Source organism: Amycolatopsis sp. ATCC 39116 (genome assembly GCF_000231075.2).
GTDB classification, from domain to species: Bacteria; Actinomycetota; Actinomycetes; order Mycobacteriales; family Pseudonocardiaceae; genus Amycolatopsis_E; species Amycolatopsis_E tucumanensis.
The window spans coordinates 25,289-49,867 of sequence record NZ_AFWY03000012.1 but is presented as its reverse complement, the minus strand read 5'-3'; the positions used below and the strand labels follow the sequence as shown (position 1 = coordinate 49,867).

Here is a 24,579-nt window from a genome sequence, read left to right as displayed (position 1 = left end):
TTGTCCTTGTGTCGAAATCCGTTGTCCGGGGTTCAGTCGCCCTGGCGGACGGTCTCCTCGTCACGCGGGTGCAGCCGGTTGTCCAGCACGAGCGCCGCGAGCAGGATCAAGCCCTTGATGATGTCCTGCTCGTGCGTGTTCATGTTGAGGATCGTCATCCCGTTGAGCATCACACCGATCAGCGCGGTGCCCACGACCACGCTCAGCACGCTGCCCCGCCCACCGACCAGGCTGATGCCACCGACCACGACGACGAGCAGCACGTCGTAGATCAGCGAGCTGTCGATCACCTGCGTGTTGAGCCCGCCGACGGAACCGGCGACGATGAGGCCGCCGACGAACCCGATCGCGGCGCTGGCCATGTACTCGAAGATGGTGAGTGGCCGGACGGAAACACCCGACAGGGCCGCCGCGTCCGCGTTGTCGCCGTGTGCGTAGATGAACCGGCCGGTCTTGGTCCGCGACAGCATGACCTGCGCCAGCACCGCGGTCACCACGAACACGATGATGGGGACCGGGATGCCGAACAAGGTGCCCTGACCGAGGGCGACGACGAAGTGCCGGTCGCCGGGAAGTTCAGCGATCAGTCCATCGAGGACGGTCGTGCGCGCCAGGCCGTAGACGAGCAGGCCGGAGGCCAGCGTCGCGAACAGGGCCGGGATCTCGGCGAACGCGATCAGGAATCCGTTGAACAGTCCCATCACGAGCACGATCCCGATGCCCACGATCAGCGCGACGGGCGTGCTGACTTCGGTGCGCATCAACTGGATCGCCACCGCGGTCGCGACGCCCATCGAAGCGATGAGCGAGAGGTCCATACCGCGTGCGATCACCACGACCGCCATCGCCACGCCGAAGATTCCGAGCGACGACACGCTGCGCACCAGGTTGACGAGGTTGTTCAGCTCGAGGAAGCCGTTGAGGGTCAGGCCGAAAACCACGAAGAGCGCCACGACCACCACGAGGACGATTTGCTCCTGGGAGATGTTGGCCGGCAGGCCGGATCGCCGCCGCAAAAGAGTTCCGCTCATCGCCACTCCGTTGTCCGATGGCTCTGTATCGATCGGTCAGTATCAACGTCGGACCGAACGGTACAGGTGATCTGCGGCGAGTCAATCCCTGATCGAGCAGCCATGTCCGGACTTCACCCAGATGAGTGACGGCGCTCACAAAACGCTGGCTACATCGCCTGGCAGACCCGCTGCCGCATTGCTACGCGCGGGTACGTGGACCGTCCCGCCGTCGGCGTCGCGGCCAACCGCTGCCCGTTGCGATCCCTATACTGATCGGTACGCTGACATCGATCGGCGAATCGGGGAGGAACGATGGCACACCGGCGGGACACGTCGGGCGAGTCGACCCACGAGCGCATTCTGCGCGTCGCGGCCGAGATCTTCGCACGCAAGGGGTATCACGCCACCGGCGTCGCCGAGCTCGGCGAGGCGGCCGGTCTGCAGCGCGGCGCTCTCTACTACCACATCCGGTCCAAAGAGGACCTGTTGTACGACCTGTCGAAGCGCCACGTCGAGGAGGCGCTCGAACGGGGCAGGGCCGTGGTGGCGCAAGACATCCCCGCGACGGAGAAGCTGCGCGCGCTCGCCAGGGAACACTTGCGCATCATGGCCGCGCGCTGCGACGAGGTGACTGTGGTGATCCGGGAAATGCACGCGCTGAGCGGCAAGCGCGCAACGCAGCTGACCGCGTTGCGCGACGAGTACGAGAACCTCTTCGCCGAGGTGCTGCGCGCGGGGGTACGCGAGGGAGTCTTCGCCAGCGCGGACCGGGTGGTCGTGCTCGGCGTGCTGGGCATGTTCAACTGGACCCACGTCTGGCTCGACACCGAGCGCGGTCCGCTGTCCCCGGAGGACATCGCCGACCGGCTCACCGACCTCGTGATCCACGGCCAGCTCCGGCCCACCGGGCACGTCGCCCAGCCGACGGCGGCACCCGCCGCGGAACCGGCTCCGGCCACCATCCCCTGACCACCACCGCGGCCGCCGGCCCGGTCACCGGCGCAACCGGCGAGTCCGTCGCGGCCACGATCTCCTGGCCGGCCGCGCTACGCCTTCTCCCGGCCGCGGCTCCCACCGCACCGAACGTCCACCGCACGTCCGCGAGCCACCGGCCGCCGCCGGCGGATCGCGTCATCACCGAACCCGCCCGCAGCCTTCGCGGCCCGGCCGACCGGACCGCCTACTTCTTCTGGCGGCGGCTCCCGCCGTGCCAGTCCTCCTGCCGCCCCACTTCACCCTCCCGCACGCCGAACGACAGCAGCTGGGGACGTTCCCGGAGGCTGCGCTTCAGCTCCGTGAACCCGGGGAACCGCGCCAGCGCCACCACGTGGTCCCAGAGCTCGAGCGCCTCCTCCTCGGTGGGAAGACGGCTGATCACCGGCCCGAAGAGCGCGGTGCCCTCGGGCGGCTCGAAATGCAGGATGGGCGTGCCGACGTCCTTGCCGGTGAGCGCCAGGGCGGTGTCGGTTTCCGCCTGGATCTCCGCGTCCCAGCCGGAGTCCTCCAGCGCGTCCGCGTAGTCCTCAGGCAGCCCGCACTGCCGCAACGCCTCGATCGCGAGCGCCCTGGTGCCCCGGTGCACCGCGGCGGCACTGCCGCCCGGCACCGGTTCACGCTCGAAGGTCTCCGCACCGAGCACCTCGTAGAACGGCCCGATCGGGTCAGGCCCGTGCGCCTGACGGATCCGCGCGGCGACGCGCAGCAGCTTCAGCCCGGCGGTGTGCGACGCCTCGTACTCGGGCGGGAAGTGCGCGGCGTAGTCGATGTGGCTGTTGAGCAGCCGCAACGAAATGAACCGCCACTCGACGTCGTAGCGCTTTTGCCGGGCGACGATCCGGACCCATTTGCTCGCCATCCAGGCGAAGGGGCAGACCGGGTCGAAGTAGAAGTGCAGATCAGCGTCGGCCATGGCCCCACCCTACTCTTCTGGACCACTCGGTCTGCCCGGTCACCGGGTTATGTCAAAGCTCACAGCACGTCCTCGGATCACACCCTTACCCTCCTTTGTACCGATCGATACAGACAGGAGTCGCCCATGCCCGAGCACGTCCAGCTGACGGTGGAGGACGGCGTCGGCGTCGTCCGCCTCGACCGGCCGCCGGTGAACGCGCTGAACCGGACCGTGCGGGAGGAACTGGCCGAGGTCGCCGTGACCCTGACCGTCCGCGAGGACGTCCGGGCCGTCCTGATCCACGGGGGACCCAAGACCTTCGCCGCCGGCGCCGACGTGCGTGAGCTCGCGTCGGCGTCCCACGCCGAGATGGTCGCGCGGTCGCGGCGGATCTCGGCGGGCATCGGTGCGCTGGCGTCCGTGCCGAAGCCGACGGTCAGCGCGATCACCGGGTACGCGCTCGGTGGCGGGCTCGAGATCGCCTTGAGCACCGACCGCCGCATCGCCGCGGACGACGCGAAGCTCGGGTTGCCCGAGATCCTGCTCGGCGTGATCCCGGGAGGCGGCGGAACCCAGCGGCTCGCGCGGCTGGTGGGCGAGGCCGCGGCGAAAGACCTCGTTTACACCGGCCGCTTCGTCGGCGCCCCCGAGGCCCTGGAGATGGGTCTGGTCGATGAGGTCGTGCCCGCCGAGGAGGTCTACGACCGGGCCCACGCCTACGCGGCCCAGTTCGCCGAGGGGCCGGCACTGGCCTACGCGGCGGCGAAGAAGGCGATCGAGGGCGGGCTCGACCGTGACCTGACCGCGGGCCTGGACCTCGAGTCGGAGGTGTTCGCCGAACTGTTCGCCACCGAGGACCGCACGATCGGCATGGAGTCCTTCCTCGAGCACGGCCCGGGCAAGGCCCGGTTCACCGGACGGTGAACGCACGACCGGCGGTACTTGTTTATACCGATCGGTACACGCATAATCAGCATTTGACAGGCAATTCCAGACCGATCAGTACACCAGCTGTTCCGGGCGAGGAGGTTGGGCGACGATGCTCAGCGGAACGACCCAGGTGGGTCAGGGCACGTCCGGGGGCTCCGGCGTGATCGGCCCCGACGGACTGGATCATCGGCAGCGTGCCACCCAGGTCACGGTCGCGGACCTCTACGAGCGGGGGTACCGGCAGTACGGCTCCCGGACCGCCGTACGGCACGGGGACAGTGCGATCACCTACCGCGAGCTGGGCGAGCGCGTCCACCGCATCGTCGGCGGGCTCACCGGCCTGGGCGTCCGGCGGGGCGACCGGGGCGTCCTGCTGCTGGGGAACTGCCCCGAGTTCTTCGAAATCGAGCACGCGTTGTTCCTCGGCGGCTTCGTCCGGACCGCCCTGAGCATCCGGCTGCACCTGCGCGAGGTGGTGCACATCCTCACCGACTGCGCCGCCACGGTGGTGTTCGCCGCGCCGGAGTGGGCCGAGCGGCTGGCCGGGGTGCGTGACCAGCTGCCCGCGCTGCGGCACGTGGTCACCGTGGACGGCGGCCCGGGTGACACGACGCTGGAGGAGTTGCGCGAAGCGGCACCCGCGCCCTACACGCGGCCACTCCCCCACGAGCCGGCCGCGATCCTGTACACGAGCGGGACGACCGGGATGCCCAAGGGCGCGACGCTCAGCCACGCCAACTGGGCGGCGATGGTGCGCAACGAGCTCCTGGAGCTGCCACCGGCCCGCGACGACGACCTCGTGCTGCACGTCGCGCCGTTGAGCCATCTCAGCGGGTACGTCGCTCCGTCGTACTTCGTCCGGGGAGCGACCCACCTGACCTGCGCGAAGTTCGACGCCACCGAAACGCTGGAGCTGGTCGAGCGGCACGGGGTGACGATCCTGCCCATGGTGCCGACGATGCTGAACCTCCTGGTGCTCGCAGCCGAGCAGCGCACCGGGGACTACGGGTCGCTGCACACCGTCGTGTACGCCGGATCGCCGATCGCGCCCGACCGGCTGGCCCGGGCACGCCAGGTGTTCGGGGACGTGTTCATCCAGTTCTACGGCCTGAGCGAACTGCCCATCCCCATCGCCTGCCTGTCCCGGCAGGACCACTCCTTCGACCCGGCGAGCGGGATTCCCGCACGCCTGGCGAGCGCCGGCAGGATCAGCCCGTTCGTCGAGGTCAAGCTGGTCGACGACGCCGGCGCCGAGGTTCCCCACGGCGAGGTCGGCGAGATCACCGTGCGCGGCGACCAGACGATGATGGGTTACTGGCACCTGCCCGGGGCGACGGCGGACATGGTCGACGCCGAGGGCTGGGCGAGCACCGGCGACCTCGGGCGGTTCGACGAGGACGGCTACCTCTACATCGTCGACCGCAAGAAGGACATGGTGGTCACCGGCGGGTTCAACGTGTACCCCACGGAGATCGAGAACGTCGTGTCGACGTTGCCCGCGGTGTCCGAGGTCGCCGTCATCGGCGTCCCGGACCCGGTCTGGGGCGAGGCGCTCAAGGCCGTCGTCGTGGTCCGCGACGGGTACTCGCTGACCCCGGAGGAGGTGGTGGCGGTCTGCTCGGCGAACCTCGCGAGCTACAAGAAACCCCGGTCCGTGGAGTTCGTGACCGAGCTGCCCAAGACGGGGTCGGGCAAGATCATGCGGCGGCAGCTGCGGGACCGGTACTGGACCGCCGGTGACCGCAAGGTCGGCGGTTGAGCGAGCTCCCGGCGGAGCCCGGGCCCGTCGAGGACCTGTTCGAGGTCGTCGACACGGCCGCGCGGCTGCTCGGCGGCCCCGTGGTGGTCGAGGACGCGGACTTCCGCGTCCTGGCCTACTCGGCGGTCGCCGGGCAGCCCAACGACGAGGCGCGGCGGTCGGCGATCCTCAACCGCCGCACCCCCGACCGTTGGTTGCGGTGGATGGAGGAGTCCGGGATCCGCCACCGCCTGCAGCGCGACGACCGGCTCATCCGGCTCGACGCACCCTGGCCGTCGCCGCTGCGGCGCTACATCCGGCCGGTCCGATCGGACGGGCACGTGGTGGGCTACCTCTGGCTCATGAGTGGCGACGCGGAGCCGGCCCCGGACGTCGAACACCTCGCCCGCGACTTCGCCGACATCGTGGCCCCCGAACTCGCCCGCCGACGCCGCGCGCGAGTCGAGCACCCAGGGGCACGGCTGCTCCGCCGGTTCCTGGGCGGGTACCTGCCCGCCGCCCAGCTGGCCCAAGAGCTCGGGGTCGACGGGGACGACGCCGGCGCCGTGATCCTGGTGTTCGGGACCGGGACGCAGCCCCTCGGCGCGGTGGCGCTGCGCGCGCTGTCCCGGTACGCGCGGATGAAGCCGCACACCTGGCTCGCGGGCGCCCTCGGCGCGCGGACCTACCTGCTGCACGTGGCACCGGAACTGTCCGAGGCCACGGTGGGCCAGCTGGTGCGGGAGACCTCGGCGGAGCTCGAGCGGGCGGCGCGGGCACCGGTGTGCGCTGCCGCCGGTTCGGCCGTGCACGGGCTCGCGTCCGCGCTCCGGTCCCGCGAGGAGGCCGACCTGACGTTGCGCGTCCTCCAGGCGCGCGAGCGCCGCACCGGCTGCTTCAGCGCCCTGCGGCACGAGGTCCTCCTCGACGAGGTCGTGTCCTTCCTGCGGGCGCGCCCCGTCCTGACGCGCGGTCTGCTGGACGGGCTGAGCACCCACGATCAGCTGCACGGCACCGACTACCAGCGGACCCTGCGGGTGTACCTCGACTCGTTCGGCGACGTCCGGCGCGCGGCGGAGGTTCTGCACATCCACGCGAACTCGCTGCGGTACCGGCTCAAACGGCTGGCCGACCTGGCCCCGCTCGATCTGGACGATCCGGACGCCAGGCTGGCCGTGCAACTCGTTCTCGCCGCGATCCGGTCGCCCTGACTACCCGGCGTCCGCGAGCCGCGGCGGCTGATCCCGCAGCGATGCGCGCCGGACCTTGCCCGTCACCGTCTTGGGCAGATCGGGGACGTAGTCGACGATGCGCGGGTAGGCGTGCCGTCCGATCTCCCGGCGCACCAGGTCCTGGAGCTCGGCGGTGAGGGCCGCGGACGGGGTGGCCCCGGCGTCGAGGACCACCACGGCGCGCACCACCGATCCGCGCCGCGGATCCGGGGCCGCGACCGCCGCCGCCTCGAGGACCGACGGGTGCGAGGTGAGCACCGACTCGATCTCACCGGGGCCGACGTTGTACCCGGCGGTGACGATGACGTCGTCGCCCCGTCCCACGAACCACCACCGGCCGTCCTCGTCGAGCCGGACGACATCCATGGTCCGGAACCACTCCCCGCCGACCAGGCGGGACTCCCACAGGTCGCGGGCGTTGGCGTAGCTGCTCGTCAGCTGGTAGGGCGGGCGCCGGAAGACGATCTCTCCCTGGCCGGGGCCCTCGACGAACTCCCCGTCCTCGCCGAGCAGGCGCGCCTCCCAGCCGGGGACGACCCCGGAGAGCGAGCCGGGCACCGTCTCCCCGCCGTCGTCGGCGAGGTCGGCGAGCACCATGCCCAGTTCCGTCTGGCCGTATCCGTCGCGCAGCGGTGCCTCCGACAACCGCCGCCACCGCGCGGCCGTGTCCGCGTCCAGGGGCTCTCCCGCGCTCACCGCACAGCGCACCGAGGACGGGATGCCCCGCTCGGCCGCGGCGACGACCAGCCGGCGGTAGGCCGTGGGCACGGAGGTCAGGCAGGTGACCCCCTCGCGTTCCACGACGTCGAGCCAGGCATCCGGATCGAAGTCGCCGGTGTACATGACCCGGGCGACCCCGCGCACCATCGGGGCCGCACCGGTGGACAGCAGGCCGAACGACCACCCCGGGTCCGTGGTGGTGAACAGGAGGTCCCGCTCACCGGCCGTCACGCTGTGGTCGAACCAGGGCAGCAGCGAGATCACGCCCGCGTGCGGGATGACGCACCCCTTGGGTTCGCTGGTCGTCCCACTGGTGAACATGACGACCGCCGTCTCGTCCGCCGCAGTACCGGCCATCGGCGTGACCGGGTGACCGGCGTCGAGCTCGGCGGCGAAGTCCCGGTCCCCCTCGAGCAGACCCGCCCCGTCGGCGCCGGCGACGGTGAACACCTGGATGTCGCGCCGCAGCAGCGGCCGGGCGGCCTCCAGGACCTGCCGCCAGCGCTGGTCGACGACGACGGCCTCGACTCCGGCGGCGTTGAGCCGCTGCGCGATGGCGTCGTGCCCGAACCCGCAGAAGAGCGGGACGTAGACCATCCCGGCGTGCCACGCGCCCAGCGCGGCGATCCAGGCCTCGACCTGGCGGGTGAGGATCGCGCCCACCTTCGCCCCGCGGCGCAGCCCCGCGGCGACGAAGGCATCGGCGGCCCGGCTCGCCTGGCCGAAGAGGTCGCGGTAGGTGTGGCGCTGTGCGCTGCCGTCCGGGTGGCACACGACCAGTGCGAGCCGGTCGGCGTCGGCGGCCCAGCGTCCACAGCACTCGTGGGCGAGGTTGAAGCCCCGTTCCGGGTCCTGGTCGAGCGTGCCCAGGACGCGCTTCCACTCGTCCGCGGCAGAGCTGCCGGACTGTCCCATGTGTACTCCTCCTCAGGACCGGGTGACCGCTTCGCCACCACGGATCAGCGGACGGCCGTTCTGGTCGGCGGCCAAATCGGCCACGATCCCCGCGCCGTCCGCCGCACGGACCGAGCCGCGGACGACGATTTCCTCTTCCGGCACGCCGAAACCGCGGAACTGCACCGCGATCCGGCGCAGGGCACGGGGATCACCACCGGCCGCCGTCATCACCGCGCGAGCAGCGATGCCCATCGTGTACAGACCGTGCAGGATGTTGCCGGGCAGGCCCACTCCGCGCGCGTACTCCTCGTCGACGTGGATGGGGTTGAAGTCCTCCGACGCCCCCGCGTACCGGTGCGGCAGGTACCGGTCCGGGGTCACGGTGAGCTCGAAGGTTTCGCCTCGCTTCACGTGCCCGCTCCCCCTCATGCCGAAGTGACCCGGGGACGGTCGACCGCGACGCCCGCTTCGATCAGCTCCGCGATCTCCCGCTCGGCGAAGCCCCAGTCGGCCAGCGCGGCCCTGGTGTGCTCACCGGGGGAACAGGGCGGTGACTGGATCGAGCCCGGTGTGCGGTCGAAGCGCGGGACGGGAGCGGGCTGCCGCATGCCGAACTCGGTCACGTAGGTGCCCCGCGCCTTGAGGTGCGGGTGCGCCATGGCCTCGTCCACGGTGAGCACCGGCGCGAAGCAGACGTCGGTGCCCTCGAACACCTCCACCCAGTGATCGCGGGGCGCGGAGGCGAAGATCTCGGTGAGCCGGACCCGCAGGGCGGGCCAGCGGGACCGGTCGTCCTGCGGCCACTCGCCGGGGTCCAGGCCCAGCCGGTCCAGGAGGAGGGCGTAGAACTGCGGTTCGATCGAGCCGATCGTGATGTACCGGCCGTCGGCGGTGGCGTAGGAGTCGTAGTACGGCGCGCCCCCGTCGAGGAAGTTGTCCTCCCGGTTGCCGTTCCACACGCCCATGTTCATGAACCCGACGATGCTGGCGAACAGCGCCGCGGTGCCGTCGACCATCGCGGCGTCGATCACCTGGCCCCGGTTGGACCGGGCGCGCTCGAGCAGGGCCGCCAGCACACCGACGACCATGACCATGCCGCCGCCGCCGAAGTCGCCGACGAGGTTCAGCACGGGCGGGGGCGGTGCGTCCCGGCGCCCGATCGCCGCCAGCGGACCGGCCAGCGCGACGTAGTTGATGTCGTGCCCGGCGGCGGTGGCCAGCGGCCCGGTCTGGCCCCAGCCCGTCATCCGCCCGTAGATCAGCCGTGGGTTGCGTTCCAGCACCGGCCCCGGCCCGATCCCGAGCCGTTCGGCCACGCCCGGGCGGAACGGGTCGAGCAGGACGTCGGCACGGTCGAGCAGGCGCAGGACGGTCTCCTGGCCGCGACGCGCCTTGAGGTCCAGGGCGATCGACCGGCGCCCGCGCAGCAGCAGGTCCAGCTCGTGCCGCTGGTGCTCGCCGAGGTCGCCGCCGAGGGGCCGGTCGATCCGCACGACCTCGGCACCGAGGTCGGACATCATCATCGCGGCGAACGGGGCGGGCCCGATGCCGCCGAGCTCGACGACCCGCACACCACTCAGGGGTCCGGACATGTCACCTCCGCATGACTGGGACTGTTTCGGATTCGGGCGTGCGGCTCGGCCGCTTCCGGGATCACGCCTGGCCGTCGGTGCCGCGGACGATCATCGTCCACCGCCCGTCGGCGACGGTCTCACCGAACTGGTTCGCCGAATGGGACGAGAACACGAAGAACTCGAGGTCCCCCTTCGCGTGGACGTCCGCGACCGCGGCGCTGGTCGTGATGACGTCGCCGTGGCAGACGGGCGCTCCGAACTCGAACTCCTGCCCGCCGTGGAGCATGCGCGCGTAGTCGATGCCCACGTCGGGGTGCCGGACCGCCGGCCCCATCCACTTGCAGAACACCACCGCGAACATCGGGGGCGCCACGACGTCGCGGAAACCCATCGACCGGGCCACCTCGCGGTCGAAGTAGCAGGCTTCGCCGTGTCCGAGCGCGGTGGCGAACTCCCGGATCTTTTCGATCCCGACCTCGTAGGTCCACGGTCGGAAGGTGCGCCCGGTCAGGTTCCGCTCGGTCATGTCAGCGCAGCCTCAGCACGCTCTTGCCGACGGTCTTGCGCGCCTCGAGGTCCTTCAGCGCCTGCGCGCCGTCTTCCAGCGCGTAGGTCGCGCCGACGAGCGGACGGACGTGGCCCGCCTGGGCGAGCTCGTTCAGCTTCCCGCCGACGCGGCGGATCAACGCGGGGTCGTGCGGCACGTAGTGTCCCCACGCGACGCCGACGGCGTCGATGTTGCGGAGCAGCAACCGGTTCGCCGCGATCTGCGGGATCCGCCCCTCGGCGAACCCGATGACGAGGATGCGGCCCTGTGGCCGGATCAGGCGCAGGCTGGCGTCGAAGCGGTCGCCGCCGACCGGGTCGTACACGAGATCGACGCCGTCGCCGGCGGTGCGCTCGCCGACCTCGTCGATCCAGTCGCCGACGAGGACGACCTCCTCCGCCCCGGCTTCCCGAGCGATGCCGGCCTTGCCCTCGTCGCTGACGACCGCCAGGACGCGAGCGCCGAGCCCACGGGCGATCTGCACCGCCGCGGTGCCCACACCCCCGGCCGCTCCGTGCACCAGCACCGTCTCGCCGGCACGGAGCCGGCCGCGCTCGGCGAGTCCGAAGTAGGCGGTCTGGTAGTTGACCATCAAGCCGACGGCCTCGTCGAAGCCCATGGTGCCCGGGACCGGCACGACGTGCTGCGCGGGCACCGCCACCGTCTCGGCGTAGCCGCCGCCGTGGCCGGTGAACGCGATGACCCGGTCACCGGGCGCGACACCGGCTCCGGCGGGGGCCGACCGCACGATCCCGGCGACCTCCAGCCCGGGCGCGAAGGGCGGCTCGGGCTTGACCTGGTACCGCCCGTGGGTCAGGAGCAGGTCGGGGAACGTCACGCCCGCCGTGTGGACGTCGATGACGACGTCGTCCGGTGCCGGCGAGAGGCTGAGCGATCCGATCCTGAGCGCATCGGGCCCCGTCGGCTCGCTGACGATCAGCGAACGGACATCCTCGCCTCTCATCGGTGTTCTCCTCACTGGGATTTCCGGGCGTTCCTGCAGATCCTGCCCGGGCGCGCGGCACCGTGTCTTCGTCCGAACACCAAAGAGACCGGCGGGTGGTCTTGGTGGATCGTCAAAACCGGGCGGCCCAGGTGTGCGCGGATCCGCCGGACCAGCTCGGCGGCTGTTCTTCGGGCACCCAGTGACCCGCGCAGTGACTCGGCTCCAGCCGGCCGCCCCGCCCAGGGCCAGAACGGGGATCGTGACGCGGTACTCGCGTGGACGGTGCGCGTCGCGCGGTGACCGGCTGTCGCTGTCACAGAGTGAACGTGGCGCGGAACGCCGTGACCGCCTCGCCGGTGATCGAAACCGTCAGGTCGCCCTCCGGGGACCTCATGACGCACACCCGCACCCGCCCGGGCCGCCCCATGGCCTCTCCCTGCCGGCCGGTGAAGGTGAACCGTCCATCGTGGACCGGCGCGATCCCGTGCCGCACCAGGTAGGCGCCCAGTGGGCCGTGCCCGTTGCCGGTCACCGGGTCCTCGTCGATCCCGATCGCCGGCGCGAACATCCGCGACCAGGTCAGGGCATCGGGCGACGCGCCGTCCAGCGTGAAGACGAAGTACCCGTTGCACCCCGTCTCGCGGCTCAGCGACACCAGCGCCTCCCGGTCCGGACGCAGTCCGTCGACCGTGGCGCGATCGCGCAGCCCGACGAGCACCTTGCCGTGCCCGGTCGAGACGATCTGCACCGGCCCGTCCCCGGCCAGGTCGCCGCGGGCCACGCCCAGCGCACGCAGCAACCGGTCCAGCCGCGGGCCCTCCAGTTCCGGCCCGAACCCGGCGGCGCCCTGGTGCATCCGAATCGCGATCCGGTCGCCGTCCCGCACCACGTCGACCGGCTGCCGCAGGCCGCCGCCTGTCTTCTGCACCAGCGAGCCGGCGGGCAACCCGTACTCGACCGCTCGGGCGAAGTGCGCGGCGATCGTCGCGTGCCCGCACGTGGGCACTTCCGCGGCCGGGGTGAAGAACCGCACCCGGACGTCGTGATCCGCCGAGTCCGCGGGCAGCACGAACGCGGTCTCGGAGTTGTTCAGCTCCCGCGCCACCGCGAGCATCTGCGCGTCCGTCATCCCCTCGGCGTCGAGCACCACCCCCGCCGGATTGCCGGTGAACGCGGTGGTGGTGAAGGAGTCGACCTGGTACAGCACCCTCACGGCGCCACCACCAGCGCCACCGCGTCCGCCGCGACGCGGTAGCCGTGGTGCAGGCCGGCCACCTGCACCACGGCGCGAGCGGGGCGGTGCGCGCCGAGCACCCGCGCGTACGCGGCGTCGGCTTCGTCCCAGTCTGCGATGTCCGCCACGAACAGGGTCATCCGGGCGATGCTCGCGGCACTCCCGCCGGCCTCCCGCACGATCGCCACGACGTTGCCCACCGCCCGCGCCACCTGCTCGGCCACCGGCGCGCCGGGCGGGATCCCGGCCGGAAGCTGCGCGGACACCCAGATGGTCCCGCTGTCGGTGATGACGGCCTGCGCGTAGTGGCCGAACGGCCGCGGCGCCGCGGCCGTGACCACCGGGCGCAGGGACGTCACGACCCGGCCTCCCCCAGCTCGCGCACCAGCTGCACGAGCGTCCGCACCCCCGCGCCGGTGCCGCCCCGCGGCGTGTAGCCGTAGGGCTCGCCCTCGTGGAAGGCGGGGCCGGCGATGTCGAGGTGCGCCCACGGCGTGCCGTCCGGCACGAACTCCTTCAGGAACAACCCCGCCACCAAGCCACCGCCCAAGCGCTCCCCCACGTTCGCGATGTCGGCGACCGGCGAGTTCAGGCTGGGGCGCAGGTCCGTGGGCAGCGGCAGGGGCCACGCCTGCTCACCGGCGCGGCGGGCGGCGGCAGCGACCCGGCCGCCGAATTCCTCGCTGGGCGACATCACGCCGAACATCCGGTTGCCCAGCGCCATGCGCATCGCGAACGTCAGGGTCGCGACGTCGACGATCACGTCCGGCTCGTCCTCCGCGGCGCGAGCGATCGCGTCGGCGAGGACGATCCGCCCCTCGGCGTCGGTGTTGAGCACTTCGACGGTGCGGCCGTCGTACATGCGGAGCACGTCGCCGGGGCGGGTGGCCGATCCGGACGGCATGTTCTCCGCGAGAGCGAGCCAGCCGCTCACCCGCACGGGCACCTCGAGCCGCGCGGCCGCGACCACGGCGGCGAACACGGCGGCGGCACCCGACATGTCGCGTTTCATGATCTCGTTCGACCCGACGGGCTTGAGCGACAGCCCGCCGGAGTCGTAGGTGATGCCCTTCCCGATCAAAGCGATGGTCCTCGCCGCGTCCGGGTGGGCGTAGGAGATCCGCACCAGCCGGGGCGGCCGGACCGATCCCTGCCCGACACCGAGCAGACCACCGAAGCCCGCCGCCGCAAGCGCTTTCTCGTCGAGGACCTCGACCGCCAGCCCGTGTCCGGCGCCCACCGCCTCGACTTCCGCGGCGAAGACCTCGGGGTAGAGGTCGTTCGCAGGCGTGTTGACCAGATCGCGCGCGCGGTTCACCTCCTGCGCGAGGACCACCGCGCGCCGTACCGCGGCATCGGCCGCCGCTTGCTCCACGCTGGTGAGCACGCCCAATTCGGCCGTCGCGGGCTGCCGCGCACTGCGGTAGGCGTCGAACGAGTACTGGCCGAGCACCGCGCCCAGCGTCACGGCCTCCACCGCGTCCGGGGTGCGCGCCGGCAGAGCCAGCACCACGCTCGTGACGCCGGCCAGGGCCCGCGCCGCCACGCCGGCGGCTTGCCGGAGGGCGTCCGGCCCGTACTCGCCGTCGCGGTCCGGCTCGCCGAGGCCGACGAGCAGGACGGACCCGGCGTCGAACCCCGGCGGCGCGGGCAGCCTGAGAGTCTCGCCGGCCGCTCCGGTCATCCCCCACGCGGTCGCGGTCGCGATCAGCGGCGTGGCGTCGGCCGGAGCGGCGAGTCCGGCCGGTCCCCGCCCGGCGCCGATCACCACCACGTCGGAAGGCCGCCCGCCGGTGAGGGCGGTCACCTGTGTTGTCGTTGTGCTCACTCGAACCTCCGCCACCACGGTGCCGGAGGTGTCACGTAAGGACAAGTGAGGGTTTTTACAAGATCATTAAGCGGCACTGAAGTGTTGTGTCCTCGCCAGGGTCGCCAGAGGCTAGGGTGTGCCTGGCAAAGATCTCGTTGTTGGCGGGGATGCTGCCGGCTGTGTCGCGGTTTGCGTTGTCGTGGATGGGCAGTGGGCGTTGATCGAGGACTTGTTGCCGGTGCGGACTGGGCTGGTGGCGGTCGGCCGCTGGTGACGTTGGTCGGCCCTGGGCAGGCCGGGGCGGCTCACGCGGTGGCCGCCCACCGGCATTCGACCCGATCGATCACCGCGACCGCTACGACGAACTCGCCACCGCCCACCGCTCAGCAGTAGTACTCCACGCCGTGATCACCTGGACCAGAGCTTTGTCAGACACGGTCTAACCGTTGCCGAGTTCGCCTTCGAACCAGGGCGGTCGCGAAACCACGAATTCGAGTCCTCGCTTTCCGCGCCGCAGTGTGTGCGACGGTGGCTCCCCGTACCGCTCCTGATACGCGGCCCCGAACCGGCCGAGGTGGCCGAAACCCCAGCGGAGCGCCACCGCGGACACGGTGAGGACATCGGGGTCCCCGTTGATCAGGTCGTCTCGTGCGCGGGCGAGCCTGACCTGCCGAAGGTACGCCATCGGCGGGATGCCGAACTCCCGGACGAACGCCTTCTCGAGCGCTCGCAGGCTGATACAGGCGATCCTCGCGATGTCAGCCGCGCTGCCGACCTGCATCGGGTCGTCTTCGATCACGTCGACGACCCGCTGTATGGCGGAGGGCAGGCGCAAGCCCCGGTCTTCGTCGAGCTTGTCCGAGTAGTTGTGCGGTTGCGACATGAGCAGCGCCGACCGCACCAGTTGTCCCAGGTGCGATGCCATGACCGGATGCTGCTGGGCGAGCTGGCTCGGCTGTCCGACGTCGTCTTGCAGGAGCCGCAGCACACGGGCGAAGTCGGCGCCTCGTCCCTTGGTGAGGTCCAGTTTGTCGCCGAACTCGATCGGCTCGACAACCCTCCTGCCGAGGATGGCAGACAGATCGTCCTCCAGATCGGCGCGGTCGATCCGCATCGCCATCAACGTGCTGTCGTCGGTCCAGCGTTCGAACCGCCACGGCGCGCTGGGCGACAGGACAGCAGCAGTGGTACGGGAAACGGATGCGGACCGGCGGCCCGAAACGACGTCGACGGATCCCGATGGCGCGTAGCAGAACACGTAGAACGACGGTGGCGGAACTTCCAGCCGGACGTCGGAATTGAAGTTGCTGTACCCGATCCTGAGCCGCTCGGCGTTCAGCACCCGCATGCTGAATCCGAATCGGCCTCGGTCGACCGCCGTCATGTGGTGGGGTGCGTACACGCTGGTGAGGAAACCACGGGCCTCATCGAGGTCGTCGGTGCGCAGGAGGCCTCCCGAAGTGGCTCGTTGCCCCTTCGCGATCTGTTTCGCGAGCGCGTAGGCCTCAGACGCGTGCCTCGACGTCATCGTCGAGTACCTCCCACTCGGCTTCGGGTGGCACAGCAAGGATGGTCGGTGATCACCCTCCGGCAACATGGTAGTGCTTCGCACTCCGGTCGACAGTCCGGAAAACGAACCGCATCAGCCGGAGTTCGACCGGGACCCCAAGCCGGCCGTTCAGGTCAGCGGGCTCACAGGTCGATTCCGCACCGCGAGGACGGTGAGGCCGGGCCGGGCAAGCTGCACCGCCGTCCCCGGCCCGGTGAGCAGCCGGACCGACCGGTACCCGAGGTCAGCGACGATCGCGCCGGCAGCGCCGTCGTCGGCGGTCGTCCAGGTGTGCCCGTCGAGCGCGCCGAGCACCCGCGCTCCCGGCCTGCGCAGGTAGACCAGCACACCACCCTCCTGGGCGATGACGGCCGCCGACTCCGCGATACGGCGAGCGCAAACACAGCGCGTAGTCTTGAAAATGTCGCCGGTGACGCACTCGGCGTGCACCGCCACGAGCGGCACACTCGTCCGCGGACGTCCGACCAGCGCGACGTGCTCGGCGCCGGTGACCTCGTCGCGGTATCCGACGGCGTCGAGCTGGCCGTGCACGGTCGGCAACCGAGCGTTGGTGACCCGGGTGACGCGTCCTCGTTCCCCGTCGCCGAAGCGCAACCGGTGCTCGACCACCTCCGGTATGTGAATGACAGGCAGGTCGTGCCGGGCCGCGAGCAGGGCCGCGTCCTCGTCGCCGGCCGTCCCCACGCCGTCGCCGACCAGCCGGGCGGTCAGCGCCACTGGCGGAAGCCCTGCGAGGCGGCACAGGTCCACGCCTGCCTCGGCGTGCCCGGGCCGTCCGACGACACCATTGGCATGGACCCTCAGCGGCAGCAGATGACCGGGCCGTATGAGGTCGGCGGGGCCGCTGGCCGGATCGGCGAGCACCCGCGCGGTGCGCGCGCGGTCGGTCGCGCTGATGCCGGTGGTGATGCCGTGTGCCGCGTCGACCGAGACGGTATACAGAGGACTTCGTGGATCCTGGTTGTCATGGACCATCGGGGGCAGGCCGAGTGCGCCGGCGCGCTCCGCCGGAAGGGGTGCGCAGAGAACCCCCGACGTGTGGCGGACCGTCCATGCGGTCCACCGCGGCTCGGCGAGTGCCGCGGGGAGGACGACGTCGTACTCGGTGCCGCCACCCACGAGAACCGGGCGTCCGGCGCGCAATGCGGCCACGGCGTTGGCTACTCGGTCGTCCGTTAGCAGGGGGGCGGGCTCGGCGGACATCAGGACGCCAACGTGGACAGCGCGTGCAGCCGGCTGCCGTGGAAGACCAGCGGGGCGACCTTGTCGTGCGGCTGCATGCCCTCCACGCGCAGCAGCACCATGTCGTGGTCCCCCGCGCTGATGACCCTGTCGATCGAACAGTCCAGCCAGGCGGCCGCGCCGTGCAGGAGCACCGCACCCTCGCCGGTCGTGGTGTAGCCGATGCCGGCGAACCGGTCCCCCGTCTTCGAGGCGATCTGCCGGCAGGCCCGGTCATGCGTCGTCCCGAGCACCGACAGCCCGAGCCGGGGCCGGTCGGCCAGAAGCGGCCAGGTCGTGGAGGTGTGCTGCACGCACACCGACACCAGCGGCGGGTTCATCGAGACCGCGACGAACGAACTCGCGACGATGCCGACCGGAGCGGCGTCGCGCAGCGCGCACACGGCCACCACCCCGCTGGGAAAGGTGCCGTAGACCTGCCGCAGCGGGCCGGTCTCGTCTGGATCGGGAACGATCAACGCGGGCCTCCTGTCACGGCCGCGGGGTTCAGTCCCAGGACTGACCGTGGCACGGCACTGTGCACCGACGGTCTCGACCGATGGCATTGTTTTCTCCTCGTCAGCGGTTCAGCGGGTTCGGCGTTCCCCGGCCTACGCCGCGGCCAGGAACTCACGGATCAGAGCACCGAGCCGGGCCGGCACCTCGAACTGGAGCAGGTGCCCGCAATCCGCGAACAGGTGCAGGTCCGCGTGCGGAAGGTGCTCGGCCAGGAAGAGCCCCGCGGCGGGCGAGATCGTCCCGTCGTCCTTCCCGTGCACCGCCAGGACCGGGTGCGGTATGCCGGCGAGCACCGACTCGTCGTAGACCGGTGCGGGCTCGCCGGCCGCCATGGCGGCCTCGAACGACCGCCGCACCTCCGGCCTGATCGCGACCGCGAAACGCTCCCTCACGTAGTCGTCGATGCCGCCGCCTCGGGACAGCTGGGCGGTCACGAGCGCGTGCATCGCCTCCTCACTCGGGCTCTCGTAGAACGCGGTGAGGGTCCCCAGCTTGGCCTTGACCGGTGTCCCACCCGCGCCCATCAGGACGATCCGCCCGAGCCGCTCGGGTGCGTGCACGGCCAGTTCGAGCGCCACGCGGGCACCGTAGGAGTGTCCGGCCACGTGAACCCGCTCCAGGCCGAGCTCGTCCAGCAGCCGGAGCACCGCGGCGACGCGCCGCCGGAACCACGGCCCCGGGCCCGAGCGCAGGGTTTCCGGATGACTGCTGCGGCCGAATCCCACCAGATCGGGCATGATGCACCGGTACTTCGCGATGCCGGGCAGGAGCGGCCGGAAGCTCAGCGCTCCCGTCGCACCGGGTCCAGTCCCGTGCAGGAGCAGCAACGGTTCGCCACCGGGGTCTCCCGCCGACGCGACGTGCGTCGTGTCCGCGCCGGTGGCCAGGTCTTCCGTCCGCACGGGAGCAAGCTCCGCAGATCGCATGATCGGCGCTACCTCTTCCCCAGGGTCCGGTGGAACAACTCGAGCGTGCGGTCCCACGAAACGGACGCCGCGTGCTGCTGGTAGGCGGGCAGCTGCGGGAACATGAAGCCGTGATCGGCACCGTCGAAGATCTCGACAGTCGCTTTCACCGGGGGCCTGCCCAGCTCGTCCCTGAGCGGCTTGTTCAGCTCGAGCGGGGAGAGCCTGTCGGCCGCGCCGAGTCCGACGAACAGCTCGGCGGAGATCTTCCCGACGCTCCGATGGGGCGAGTCCGGGGCATCCGTGACGCAGTTCGACGGGTGCAGCGCCGAGCCTGCCGCGTATCCCGCGGGGTCGGAGGCGAGCAACCGCAGGGTGAAGCGCGCGCCCATGCAGAACCCCATGGCGGCTTTGGCGTTCATGTCGGCTGCGGGGTCCTTCGCGGTGACCTCCAGCATCGCGGCCGTGTCGGCGAGCACCATGTCGTCACTGAGCGAGGTGACCGCCGCCATCAGGCGATCGAATTCCGGTGATCCCGGCCCTTGACCGATACCGGCCAGGTCGAAGGAAATCCGATGACCGAGCCGGTGGTAGAGATCCGGCAGAACGGCGTAATATCCGGATTCCGCCAATTTGCGGCTGACGTCGTGGATGTCCGCACGCAGTCCCGGTCCGTCGTGGTAAACGATGACCACGGGGAACGGGCCACTGCCGTCGGGATGGCGGACCGTGACCGTCATCGGCCCGTCATCGGTCGGCACGACTTCTTCTTTCTCAACCAATTCTCTCACCTGGTCGTTTCTCGTGGTCGCGCGGTGGTCACCGCGAAGCCGATGATCCACTCGGGGACCGGTTGGTAGAACGAAGACTCGGTCCGGTAAGGCCCTGCGGTTTGCAGCGCGGCATGGGCCGCGATCCACGAACGCACCTCGTGGATCGAACTGCCGCCCTGCTTGCCGAGCCACTCGACGCTCATCGCGTCGAACCAGGACAGGTCGCCCTTCTCGAACTGCCGGAGGATCTGCTCGTCGAGATCAGGGTTCAGTGGCAGCAGCGGGGACTCACCGCGCGCGAAGGCCTGGCCGGCCTGGAACACCGCCTCCTCGCGCGCCTCCTGCTCGGCCGGCGTTCGGCGTTTGTCCACGATGTACGCGACGTCTTCCGGTGGAGACTGGCGCAGCCGCGGGACCGGCACATCGTGTGACAAGCCGCCCGAGCCGACGAGCAGGACCTTCCGATCCAAGTCCCGGACGAACTCGCCCACCGCCGCGCCGAGGCGCCTGATCCGGCGCAGAGGTCCCAACGGCTCGGCGACCGAGTTGATGAAGACAGGGATCACGGGTTTGGCCGCGCTCGAGCCGAACAAATTTTCCAGCGGCTGGGCGATGCCGTGATCGACGACCATCTTCTCCGACATGGCGACGTCGAGATCCGCCGCCAGCAGGTGGACGACCAGATCGTCGGCGAGTGCCTGTGGCACGTCGAGCTCACCGGGACTGGTGTTGTAGTCACCGATGGCCGTAGCCGACAGCCCGACGCAGAACGGTGGCATGAGTTCATACCGGAAGCCCTGGTAGTGGTCAGGGCCGAAGATGACGACGAGGTCCGGGTCGAAGGCTTCCACGAACTGCCTGGCGTCGCGGAGAGCGCCGTCGACCCGCTGCACGACCGACTCGCCCGGGTCGCCCGACCCCAGCAACGGCGTGTGCGACATGCAGCACAAGGCCAGCTCGGACGTCACGACTACACCTTCAGGGAGCGCAGAGCCGGCACCACGTGCTCGCCGAACAACTGGTAGGAGCGCATCGTCTGCTCCTTGGTGAGGGTGCCGAACGACCCCCAGTTGAGGAAGTTCCCGCAGCCGATGTGCTCCATCTGGCTCACGATCTGGTCGCGGACCGTCTCCGGCCTCCCCACGCAGATCGCCCCGATGTCGATGAGAGCGTCGAACGACACGTCCTCCCCGGCGAAGGGGCGGAAGAAGGACTGGTAGTGCTCGTAGCCGGCGGGCACGTTGTCGAGATCGTGGAACACAGCCGCTTCCTTGAACGCCGCGAACAGCGCGTCGAAGGCGGGCTCGGCGACATCGCGTGCCTCCTGTTCGGAATCCGCGATGAACACGTTGCGGCACACGCCCATGTCGGTGGGTTCGGCTTCGCGGCCGGCTTCCGCAGCCGCTTTCTTGTACTGCTCGAAAATCGTCCGCATGTTCTCGGTCGGCGAGAAGACCGAAGTGAACCGGAAGCCCTGCCGGGCCGCCCAGCTCACTGTCTGCGGGCTCAGCGCCGTGACCCAGATCGGCAGCTCGGACCGCAAGGGCCGAGGCCAGAGACTCACGTTGTCGTAGTTGTAGAACTCGCCCTTGAAGGTGAAGGTGTGTTCCTTCCAAGCGGACTGGATGAGCGCGACGGACTCCTCGAACCGGGCGCGCGTCTCCTCCATCTTGACGCCTTCGCGGATGAACTCGGGCTCGTCCACGCCACGTCCCAGGCCGACCTCGAGCCGGCCGCCGGTGAGGTAGTCGAGCATCGCGCCCTCTTCGGCAAGCCGGCGCGGGTTGTGGAACGCGGTGATGTTCGCCATCACCCCGATGTTCATCCGGCTGGTCCGCTGGGCCAGGGTCGCCACGAGCAGGTTGGGCGAGGGGCTGATGCTGTACGGCGTGAAGTGGTGCTCGGAGAAGAAGACCCCATCGAACCCCAGGTCCTCGGCGGCGACCCACGATTCCAGCTTCCAGTCGTAGAGATCCTTGCACAACCGCGGGTCGAACTTCGCCGGGTCGGGATCGTACGGGTAGCTGAAAATCTCAAAGAGCCAGGACTTGACCACTTGATTCTCCGTCCACTCTGACATTCGGCCGGTGTCCGCGTCACGGTTCACGACCGGATCCGGTGCCGATGACGTTAGGGCGGAGTGCCACGGTCCGACGAGCCGTTCTTCGCTCGAGTCTGTCCACTTTTCGCACCGGTCGCGGCCGGAGACACGGTAGCGATCATCCCCGATCGGGTATCGGCGGAGGCCCAAGGCGACCCGGGCATCGCCCTCGGCACCGGGGCGCGGGAATTACAATTCATCCAAGTCGATGTCGAAGCCCGAGCCATCGTCGTAAGGGACTGCGTTCCAGAGTGACTTGGCGGCTTTCCAAGTGGCTCTGACCACTGACCAGTCCACGTCGGAGCCGGTCAGAGTGAGAGTCACCACCGCGTTCGCCGACCTGATTCGGCCGGATGGTTCTGCGTCAGCGACCTCGGCGATCATCACCGAGGTCAAGGGTGACTGCGCGTGGATCTCGATGTGACAGCCGCCGGCACCGGCGGGTTCGCCAGCCCGGTCGAGTATCGCCGACACCCAGGAGCCGCCAGACTCACGAGCACCCGGCCGAAGGTCAGCCCCCTGCTCGCGAGCCGCTGCCACCAAGGCGTCAAGCCCTCCGGCAGCGTCACTTTCACCAAATGCACAGTAGAGCCTTACCGCATGAGCCATGCCCACCCTCCGCCTCCCGGCGACTGGCAACAATTCGTACACCGAACGCCAGTGGTCCACTCTTTCCACGTCACTGTGGTCGGGCAGCCGCGGTTGCACCATGGCGGCCAGGGCGAGGAGATGCTTCAGCCGCTTCGCCTTGGCGATACGTTCGTCCGTGATCTCCGCCGAAAGCAGCGGAAACAGCCGGTCCGCGTCGAAACGGCTACACCGTCCAGATTGCGGAGGTACCAGTCCAACTCGACCCCCGCCAGGGACCGCCGATCAGCGGACAGAGACCGGTTCAGCTCCGCCCTGAACTCCGCCAGCACCGTCTGCACCAGACCGGACCAATGGTTCACCCCCTTGTCCGCACCGGGCCGGCCACCCGATTCCCACCAGTCAAGCGCTGGCCGGATGCGACCGTGCTCGATCCCGTCCATCGGCGGATACCTCCACAGCACCAAGGGCGTGCTCACCGCCGCTCGTCTGGCGGAGAAGTGCGAGAGCCTCTTCGGAGGGAGAGCCGGCGGGCGTCGTGCACACGATGAGCACCTGGTCCGGCGAACGGGCGATCGACAGCGTCTGCTGGGTCACCGTCACCGCGCCGACGACGGGGTGGTGCAGGTCGTAGGACGCGGCGTCGCACGGTGCCACGCGGTGGTCCCGCCAGAGCTCCACGAACTCCGGGCTCCGCATGGTCAGTTCGCCGATCAGCTCCGCGAGCAGCGGATCCTGCGGGTGCTTGCCGGCGGTGATCCGCAGGTTGCCGACCACCGCGCTGGCCTTGCGCCTCCAGTCGGTGTACAGCTCCCGGCAGTGCGGGTCGAGGAACAGCATCCGGGTCATGTTCGGCCGCCGCGCCGGGTCGTCCGGGCTGTCGAAGTCCAGGTGGCCGGCCAGCAGGCTGTGCCCGAGAGCGTTCCACGCCAGCACGTCCGTGCGCCTGCCGAGCACCAGCGCCGGGACGCCGTCCACGGCGCGCAGCAGGTCCCGCGTCTCATCAGCGAGCTTCTCGGGCCGGGGGCGGCGTGCTCGCGGGGCGCGGCGGGCGGCCTCGGCGAGCCGGACGAGGTGCTCGCGCTCGTGGTCGTCGAGCCGCAGGGCGGAAGCGATCGCCTCGAGCACTTCGGCCGAGGCCCCGCGGGACAGGCCCTGCTCCAACCTGGTGTAGTACGACACGCTGACCCCCGCCAGCCGGGCCAGTTCCTCACGCCGCAGCCCGGCCACCCGCCTGCGGGGTCCGACGTCGCGCAGACCGACGTCCTCCGGTCGCAGCAGCGCCCGCCGGGCCTGCAGGAAATCGCCGAGTGGGCCGGGTCCGTCCATGCACCCAGTATCCAGTGCACGGCCGGTCCCAGCCACGCCCTGCGAGGGGTAGGACAACGCGGGAGTGGTCCGCACCCGCCCGCGTTCCCAGACTCGGCGTCATGGAGCACAACCCCGAACAGATCGCACTGGGCGAGGTCACCGTCACCCGCATCAAGGAGTTCTACGGTCCGGTCGAGATGAGCCCGGACCAATTCTTCCCGGACAGTCCGGACGGCGCGTGGGACGAGCACCGCGACTGGCTGGTGCCCGACTTCTGGGACCCCGAAACCGGCCAGTGCCGGTCGGCGATCCAGTCCTGGCTGCTGCGCAGCGAGGGGCGCACGATCCTCGTCGACACCGGCGTGGGCAACCACAAGGACCGGCCGTACGCCCCGGTCTGGAGCCGCCTGGACACGAGCTACCTCGACAACCTCGCCGCCGCCGGAGTGCGGCCCGAGGACGTCGACCTGGTCGTCAACACTCATCTGCACATCGACCACGTGGGCTGGAACACCCGGCTCGACGGCCGCTTCTGGGTGCCGACCTTCCCCAACGCCACATACCTGATGCCGAAGCGGGACTTCGACTTCTGGAATCCCGCCAACGACAACGAAACCGTGTTCGGCCGGGGGAACCAGAACGTCTTCGAGGACAGCGTCACGCCGGTCCACGAAGCCGGCCTGACCCGGCTGTGGGACGGCTCCTACCGGATCGACAAGAACCTCAGGCTCGACCTCGCTCCCGGGCACACCCCCGGCTCGTCCGTGCTCGTTCTGGAGTCCGGCGGCGACCGGGCCCTGTTCGTCGGCGATCTCGTGCACACCCCGCTGCAGATTCCGGAGCCGGACACCAACTCCTGCTTCTGCGAGGACCCGGCCGAATCCCGGGCCACCCGGCACAAGCTGCTCGGCCACGCCGCCGAGACCAACGCGCTCGTGTTCCCCGCGCACTTCGCCGGCGCGGGCGCCGCCGAGGTCGAGCGCGACGGATCGAAGTTCGCGATCAAGGAGTGGGCGTCCTTCTCCCGCATCCGCTGACTGCGCCAGGAAAGGAAGCGTT

At 70.4% G+C, this 24,579-nt stretch carries 23 protein-coding genes; 5 read left to right on the top strand and 18 right to left on the bottom strand.

Annotated features, from left to right (window positions below; all coding sequences use genetic code 11):
* Positions 1 to 32 precede the first annotated feature (32 nt).
* Positions 33 to 1,031 carry an ABC transporter permease gene (locus tag AMY39116_RS0315950; protein WP_039791548.1) on the bottom strand — a complete coding sequence of 333 codons (999 nt, stop codon included), beginning with the start codon at positions 1,029 to 1,031 and terminating at the stop codon, positions 33 to 35.
* Positions 1,032 to 1,325: 294 nt separating this feature from the next.
* On the opposite strand from AMY39116_RS0315950, the gene AMY39116_RS42935 reads away from it, so the two are divergent.
* Entirely contained in the window at positions 1,326 to 1,982 is a 657-nt protein-coding gene (locus AMY39116_RS42935; protein WP_020418636.1) for a TetR/AcrR family transcriptional regulator, read from the top strand.
* A 211-nt stretch (positions 1,983 to 2,193) separates the two neighbouring features.
* Here the strand turns inward: AMY39116_RS42935 and AMY39116_RS0315940 are convergent, their stop codons facing one another.
* Positions 2,194 to 2,922, bottom strand: coding sequence for a hypothetical protein (locus AMY39116_RS0315940; RefSeq protein WP_020418635.1), 729 nt, complete (start codon positions 2,920 to 2,922; stop codon positions 2,194 to 2,196).
* 126 nt (positions 2,923 to 3,048) lie between these two features.
* Here AMY39116_RS0315940 and AMY39116_RS0315935 point away from each other — a divergent pair, with 126 nt between their 5' ends.
* The 3 genes from AMY39116_RS0315935 to AMY39116_RS0315925 all read left to right on the top strand — a co-directional run bounded on the left by AMY39116_RS0315935 (position 3,049) and on the right by AMY39116_RS0315925 (position 6,783).
* Complete coding sequence (locus AMY39116_RS0315935) at positions 3,049 to 3,828, top strand: enoyl-CoA hydratase/isomerase family protein (protein WP_020418634.1); 780 nt, start codon at positions 3,049 to 3,051, stop codon at positions 3,826 to 3,828.
* 115 nt (positions 3,829 to 3,943) lie between these two features.
* The gene (locus AMY39116_RS42930; RefSeq protein ID WP_020418633.1) at positions 3,944 to 5,593 is read left to right on the top strand and encodes a class I adenylate-forming enzyme family protein; all 1,650 of its coding nucleotides are present in this window, start codon (positions 3,944 to 3,946) and stop codon (positions 5,591 to 5,593) included.
* The gene (locus tag AMY39116_RS0315925) at positions 5,590 to 6,783 is read left to right on the top strand and encodes a CdaR family transcriptional regulator (RefSeq protein ID WP_020418632.1); all 1,194 of its coding nucleotides are present in this window, start codon (positions 5,590 to 5,592) and stop codon (positions 6,781 to 6,783) included. Before AMY39116_RS42930 ends, AMY39116_RS0315925 begins: the two co-directional genes overlap by 4 nt.
* On the opposite strand, the gene AMY39116_RS0315920 is transcribed toward AMY39116_RS0315925, so the two are convergent.
* The 16 genes from AMY39116_RS0315920 to AMY39116_RS0315840 form a co-directional block, all read right to left on the bottom strand.
* Positions 6,784 to 8,439 (bottom strand): acyl-CoA synthetase, encoded by a 1,656-nt coding sequence (locus tag AMY39116_RS0315920; RefSeq protein ID WP_020418631.1) that lies wholly within the window; start codon positions 8,437 to 8,439, stop codon positions 6,784 to 6,786. It abuts the gene before it with no gap.
* A 12-nt stretch (positions 8,440 to 8,451) separates the two neighbouring features.
* Complete coding sequence (locus tag AMY39116_RS42925; protein WP_020418630.1) at positions 8,452 to 8,832, bottom strand: MaoC/PaaZ C-terminal domain-containing protein; 381 nt, start codon at positions 8,830 to 8,832, stop codon at positions 8,452 to 8,454.
* Positions 8,833 to 8,846: 14 nt separating this feature from the next.
* Entirely contained in the window at positions 8,847 to 10,013 is a 1,167-nt protein-coding gene (locus AMY39116_RS0315910) for a CaiB/BaiF CoA-transferase family protein (RefSeq protein ID WP_027935960.1), read from the bottom strand.
* Between the two features lie 61 nt (positions 10,014 to 10,074).
* The gene (locus AMY39116_RS42920) at positions 10,075 to 10,521 is read right to left on the bottom strand and encodes a MaoC family dehydratase N-terminal domain-containing protein (protein WP_020418628.1); all 447 of its coding nucleotides are present in this window, start codon (positions 10,519 to 10,521) and stop codon (positions 10,075 to 10,077) included.
* A gap of 1 nt (position 10,522) precedes the next feature.
* Complete coding sequence (locus AMY39116_RS0315900; protein WP_020418627.1) at positions 10,523 to 11,506, bottom strand: NADPH:quinone oxidoreductase family protein; 984 nt, start codon at positions 11,504 to 11,506, stop codon at positions 10,523 to 10,525.
* A gap of 295 nt (positions 11,507 to 11,801) precedes the next feature.
* A complete protein-coding gene (locus tag AMY39116_RS0315895) occupies positions 11,802 to 12,701 on the bottom strand; it encodes a PhzF family phenazine biosynthesis isomerase (RefSeq protein ID WP_020418626.1) in 900 nt (299 codons plus the stop codon).
* Positions 12,698 to 13,081, bottom strand: a complete 384-nt coding sequence (locus AMY39116_RS0315890; protein ID WP_020418625.1) for a RidA family protein — start codon at positions 13,079 to 13,081, stop codon at positions 12,698 to 12,700. Before AMY39116_RS0315890 ends, AMY39116_RS0315895 begins: the two co-directional genes overlap by 4 nt.
* Positions 13,078 to 14,550, bottom strand: coding sequence for a leucyl aminopeptidase (locus AMY39116_RS0315885; RefSeq protein ID WP_202961429.1), 1,473 nt, complete (start codon positions 14,548 to 14,550; stop codon positions 13,078 to 13,080). Before AMY39116_RS0315885 ends, AMY39116_RS0315890 begins: the two co-directional genes overlap by 4 nt.
* 421 nt (positions 14,551 to 14,971) lie before the next feature.
* The gene (locus AMY39116_RS0315880; protein WP_020418623.1) at positions 14,972 to 16,060 is read right to left on the bottom strand and encodes an AraC family transcriptional regulator; all 1,089 of its coding nucleotides are present in this window, start codon (positions 16,058 to 16,060) and stop codon (positions 14,972 to 14,974) included.
* 150 nt (positions 16,061 to 16,210) lie between these two features.
* Positions 16,211 to 17,254: a 3,4-dihydroxy-2-butanone-4-phosphate synthase gene (locus AMY39116_RS0315875; RefSeq protein ID WP_162146042.1), complete on the bottom strand. Its 1,044-nt coding sequence runs from the start codon at positions 17,252 to 17,254 to the stop codon at positions 16,211 to 16,213.
* 50 nt (positions 17,255 to 17,304) lie between these two features.
* On the bottom strand, positions 17,305 to 17,802 hold the full coding sequence (locus tag AMY39116_RS0315870; protein WP_020418620.1) for a flavin reductase family protein: 498 nt from the start codon (positions 17,800 to 17,802) through the stop codon (positions 17,305 to 17,307).
* Between the two features lie 132 nt (positions 17,803 to 17,934).
* Positions 17,935 to 18,744 (bottom strand): alpha/beta fold hydrolase, encoded by an 810-nt coding sequence (locus AMY39116_RS0315865; RefSeq protein ID WP_020418619.1) that lies wholly within the window; start codon positions 18,742 to 18,744, stop codon positions 17,935 to 17,937.
* 32 nt (positions 18,745 to 18,776) lie between these two features.
* Positions 18,777 to 19,508 (bottom strand): dienelactone hydrolase family protein, encoded by a 732-nt coding sequence (locus AMY39116_RS0315860; RefSeq protein ID WP_235716143.1) that lies wholly within the window; start codon positions 19,506 to 19,508, stop codon positions 18,777 to 18,779.
* A 26-nt stretch (positions 19,509 to 19,534) separates the two neighbouring features.
* Entirely contained in the window at positions 19,535 to 20,488 is a 954-nt protein-coding gene (locus tag AMY39116_RS0315855; protein WP_020418617.1) for a 3-carboxyethylcatechol 2,3-dioxygenase, read from the bottom strand.
* Positions 20,489 to 20,490: 2 nt separating this feature from the next.
* The gene (locus tag AMY39116_RS0315850; protein WP_020418616.1) at positions 20,491 to 21,576 is read right to left on the bottom strand and encodes an LLM class flavin-dependent oxidoreductase; all 1,086 of its coding nucleotides are present in this window, start codon (positions 21,574 to 21,576) and stop codon (positions 20,491 to 20,493) included.
* A gap of 1,035 nt (positions 21,577 to 22,611) precedes the next feature.
* Entirely contained in the window at positions 22,612 to 23,538 is a 927-nt protein-coding gene (locus tag AMY39116_RS0315840; protein WP_020418614.1) for a helix-turn-helix transcriptional regulator, read from the bottom strand.
* A 101-nt stretch (positions 23,539 to 23,639) separates the two neighbouring features.
* On the opposite strand from AMY39116_RS0315840, the gene AMY39116_RS0315835 reads away from it, so the two are divergent.
* Entirely contained in the window at positions 23,640 to 24,557 is a 918-nt protein-coding gene (locus AMY39116_RS0315835; RefSeq protein ID WP_020418613.1) for an MBL fold metallo-hydrolase, read from the top strand.
* The last annotated feature ends 22 nt before the right edge of the window (positions 24,558 to 24,579 follow it).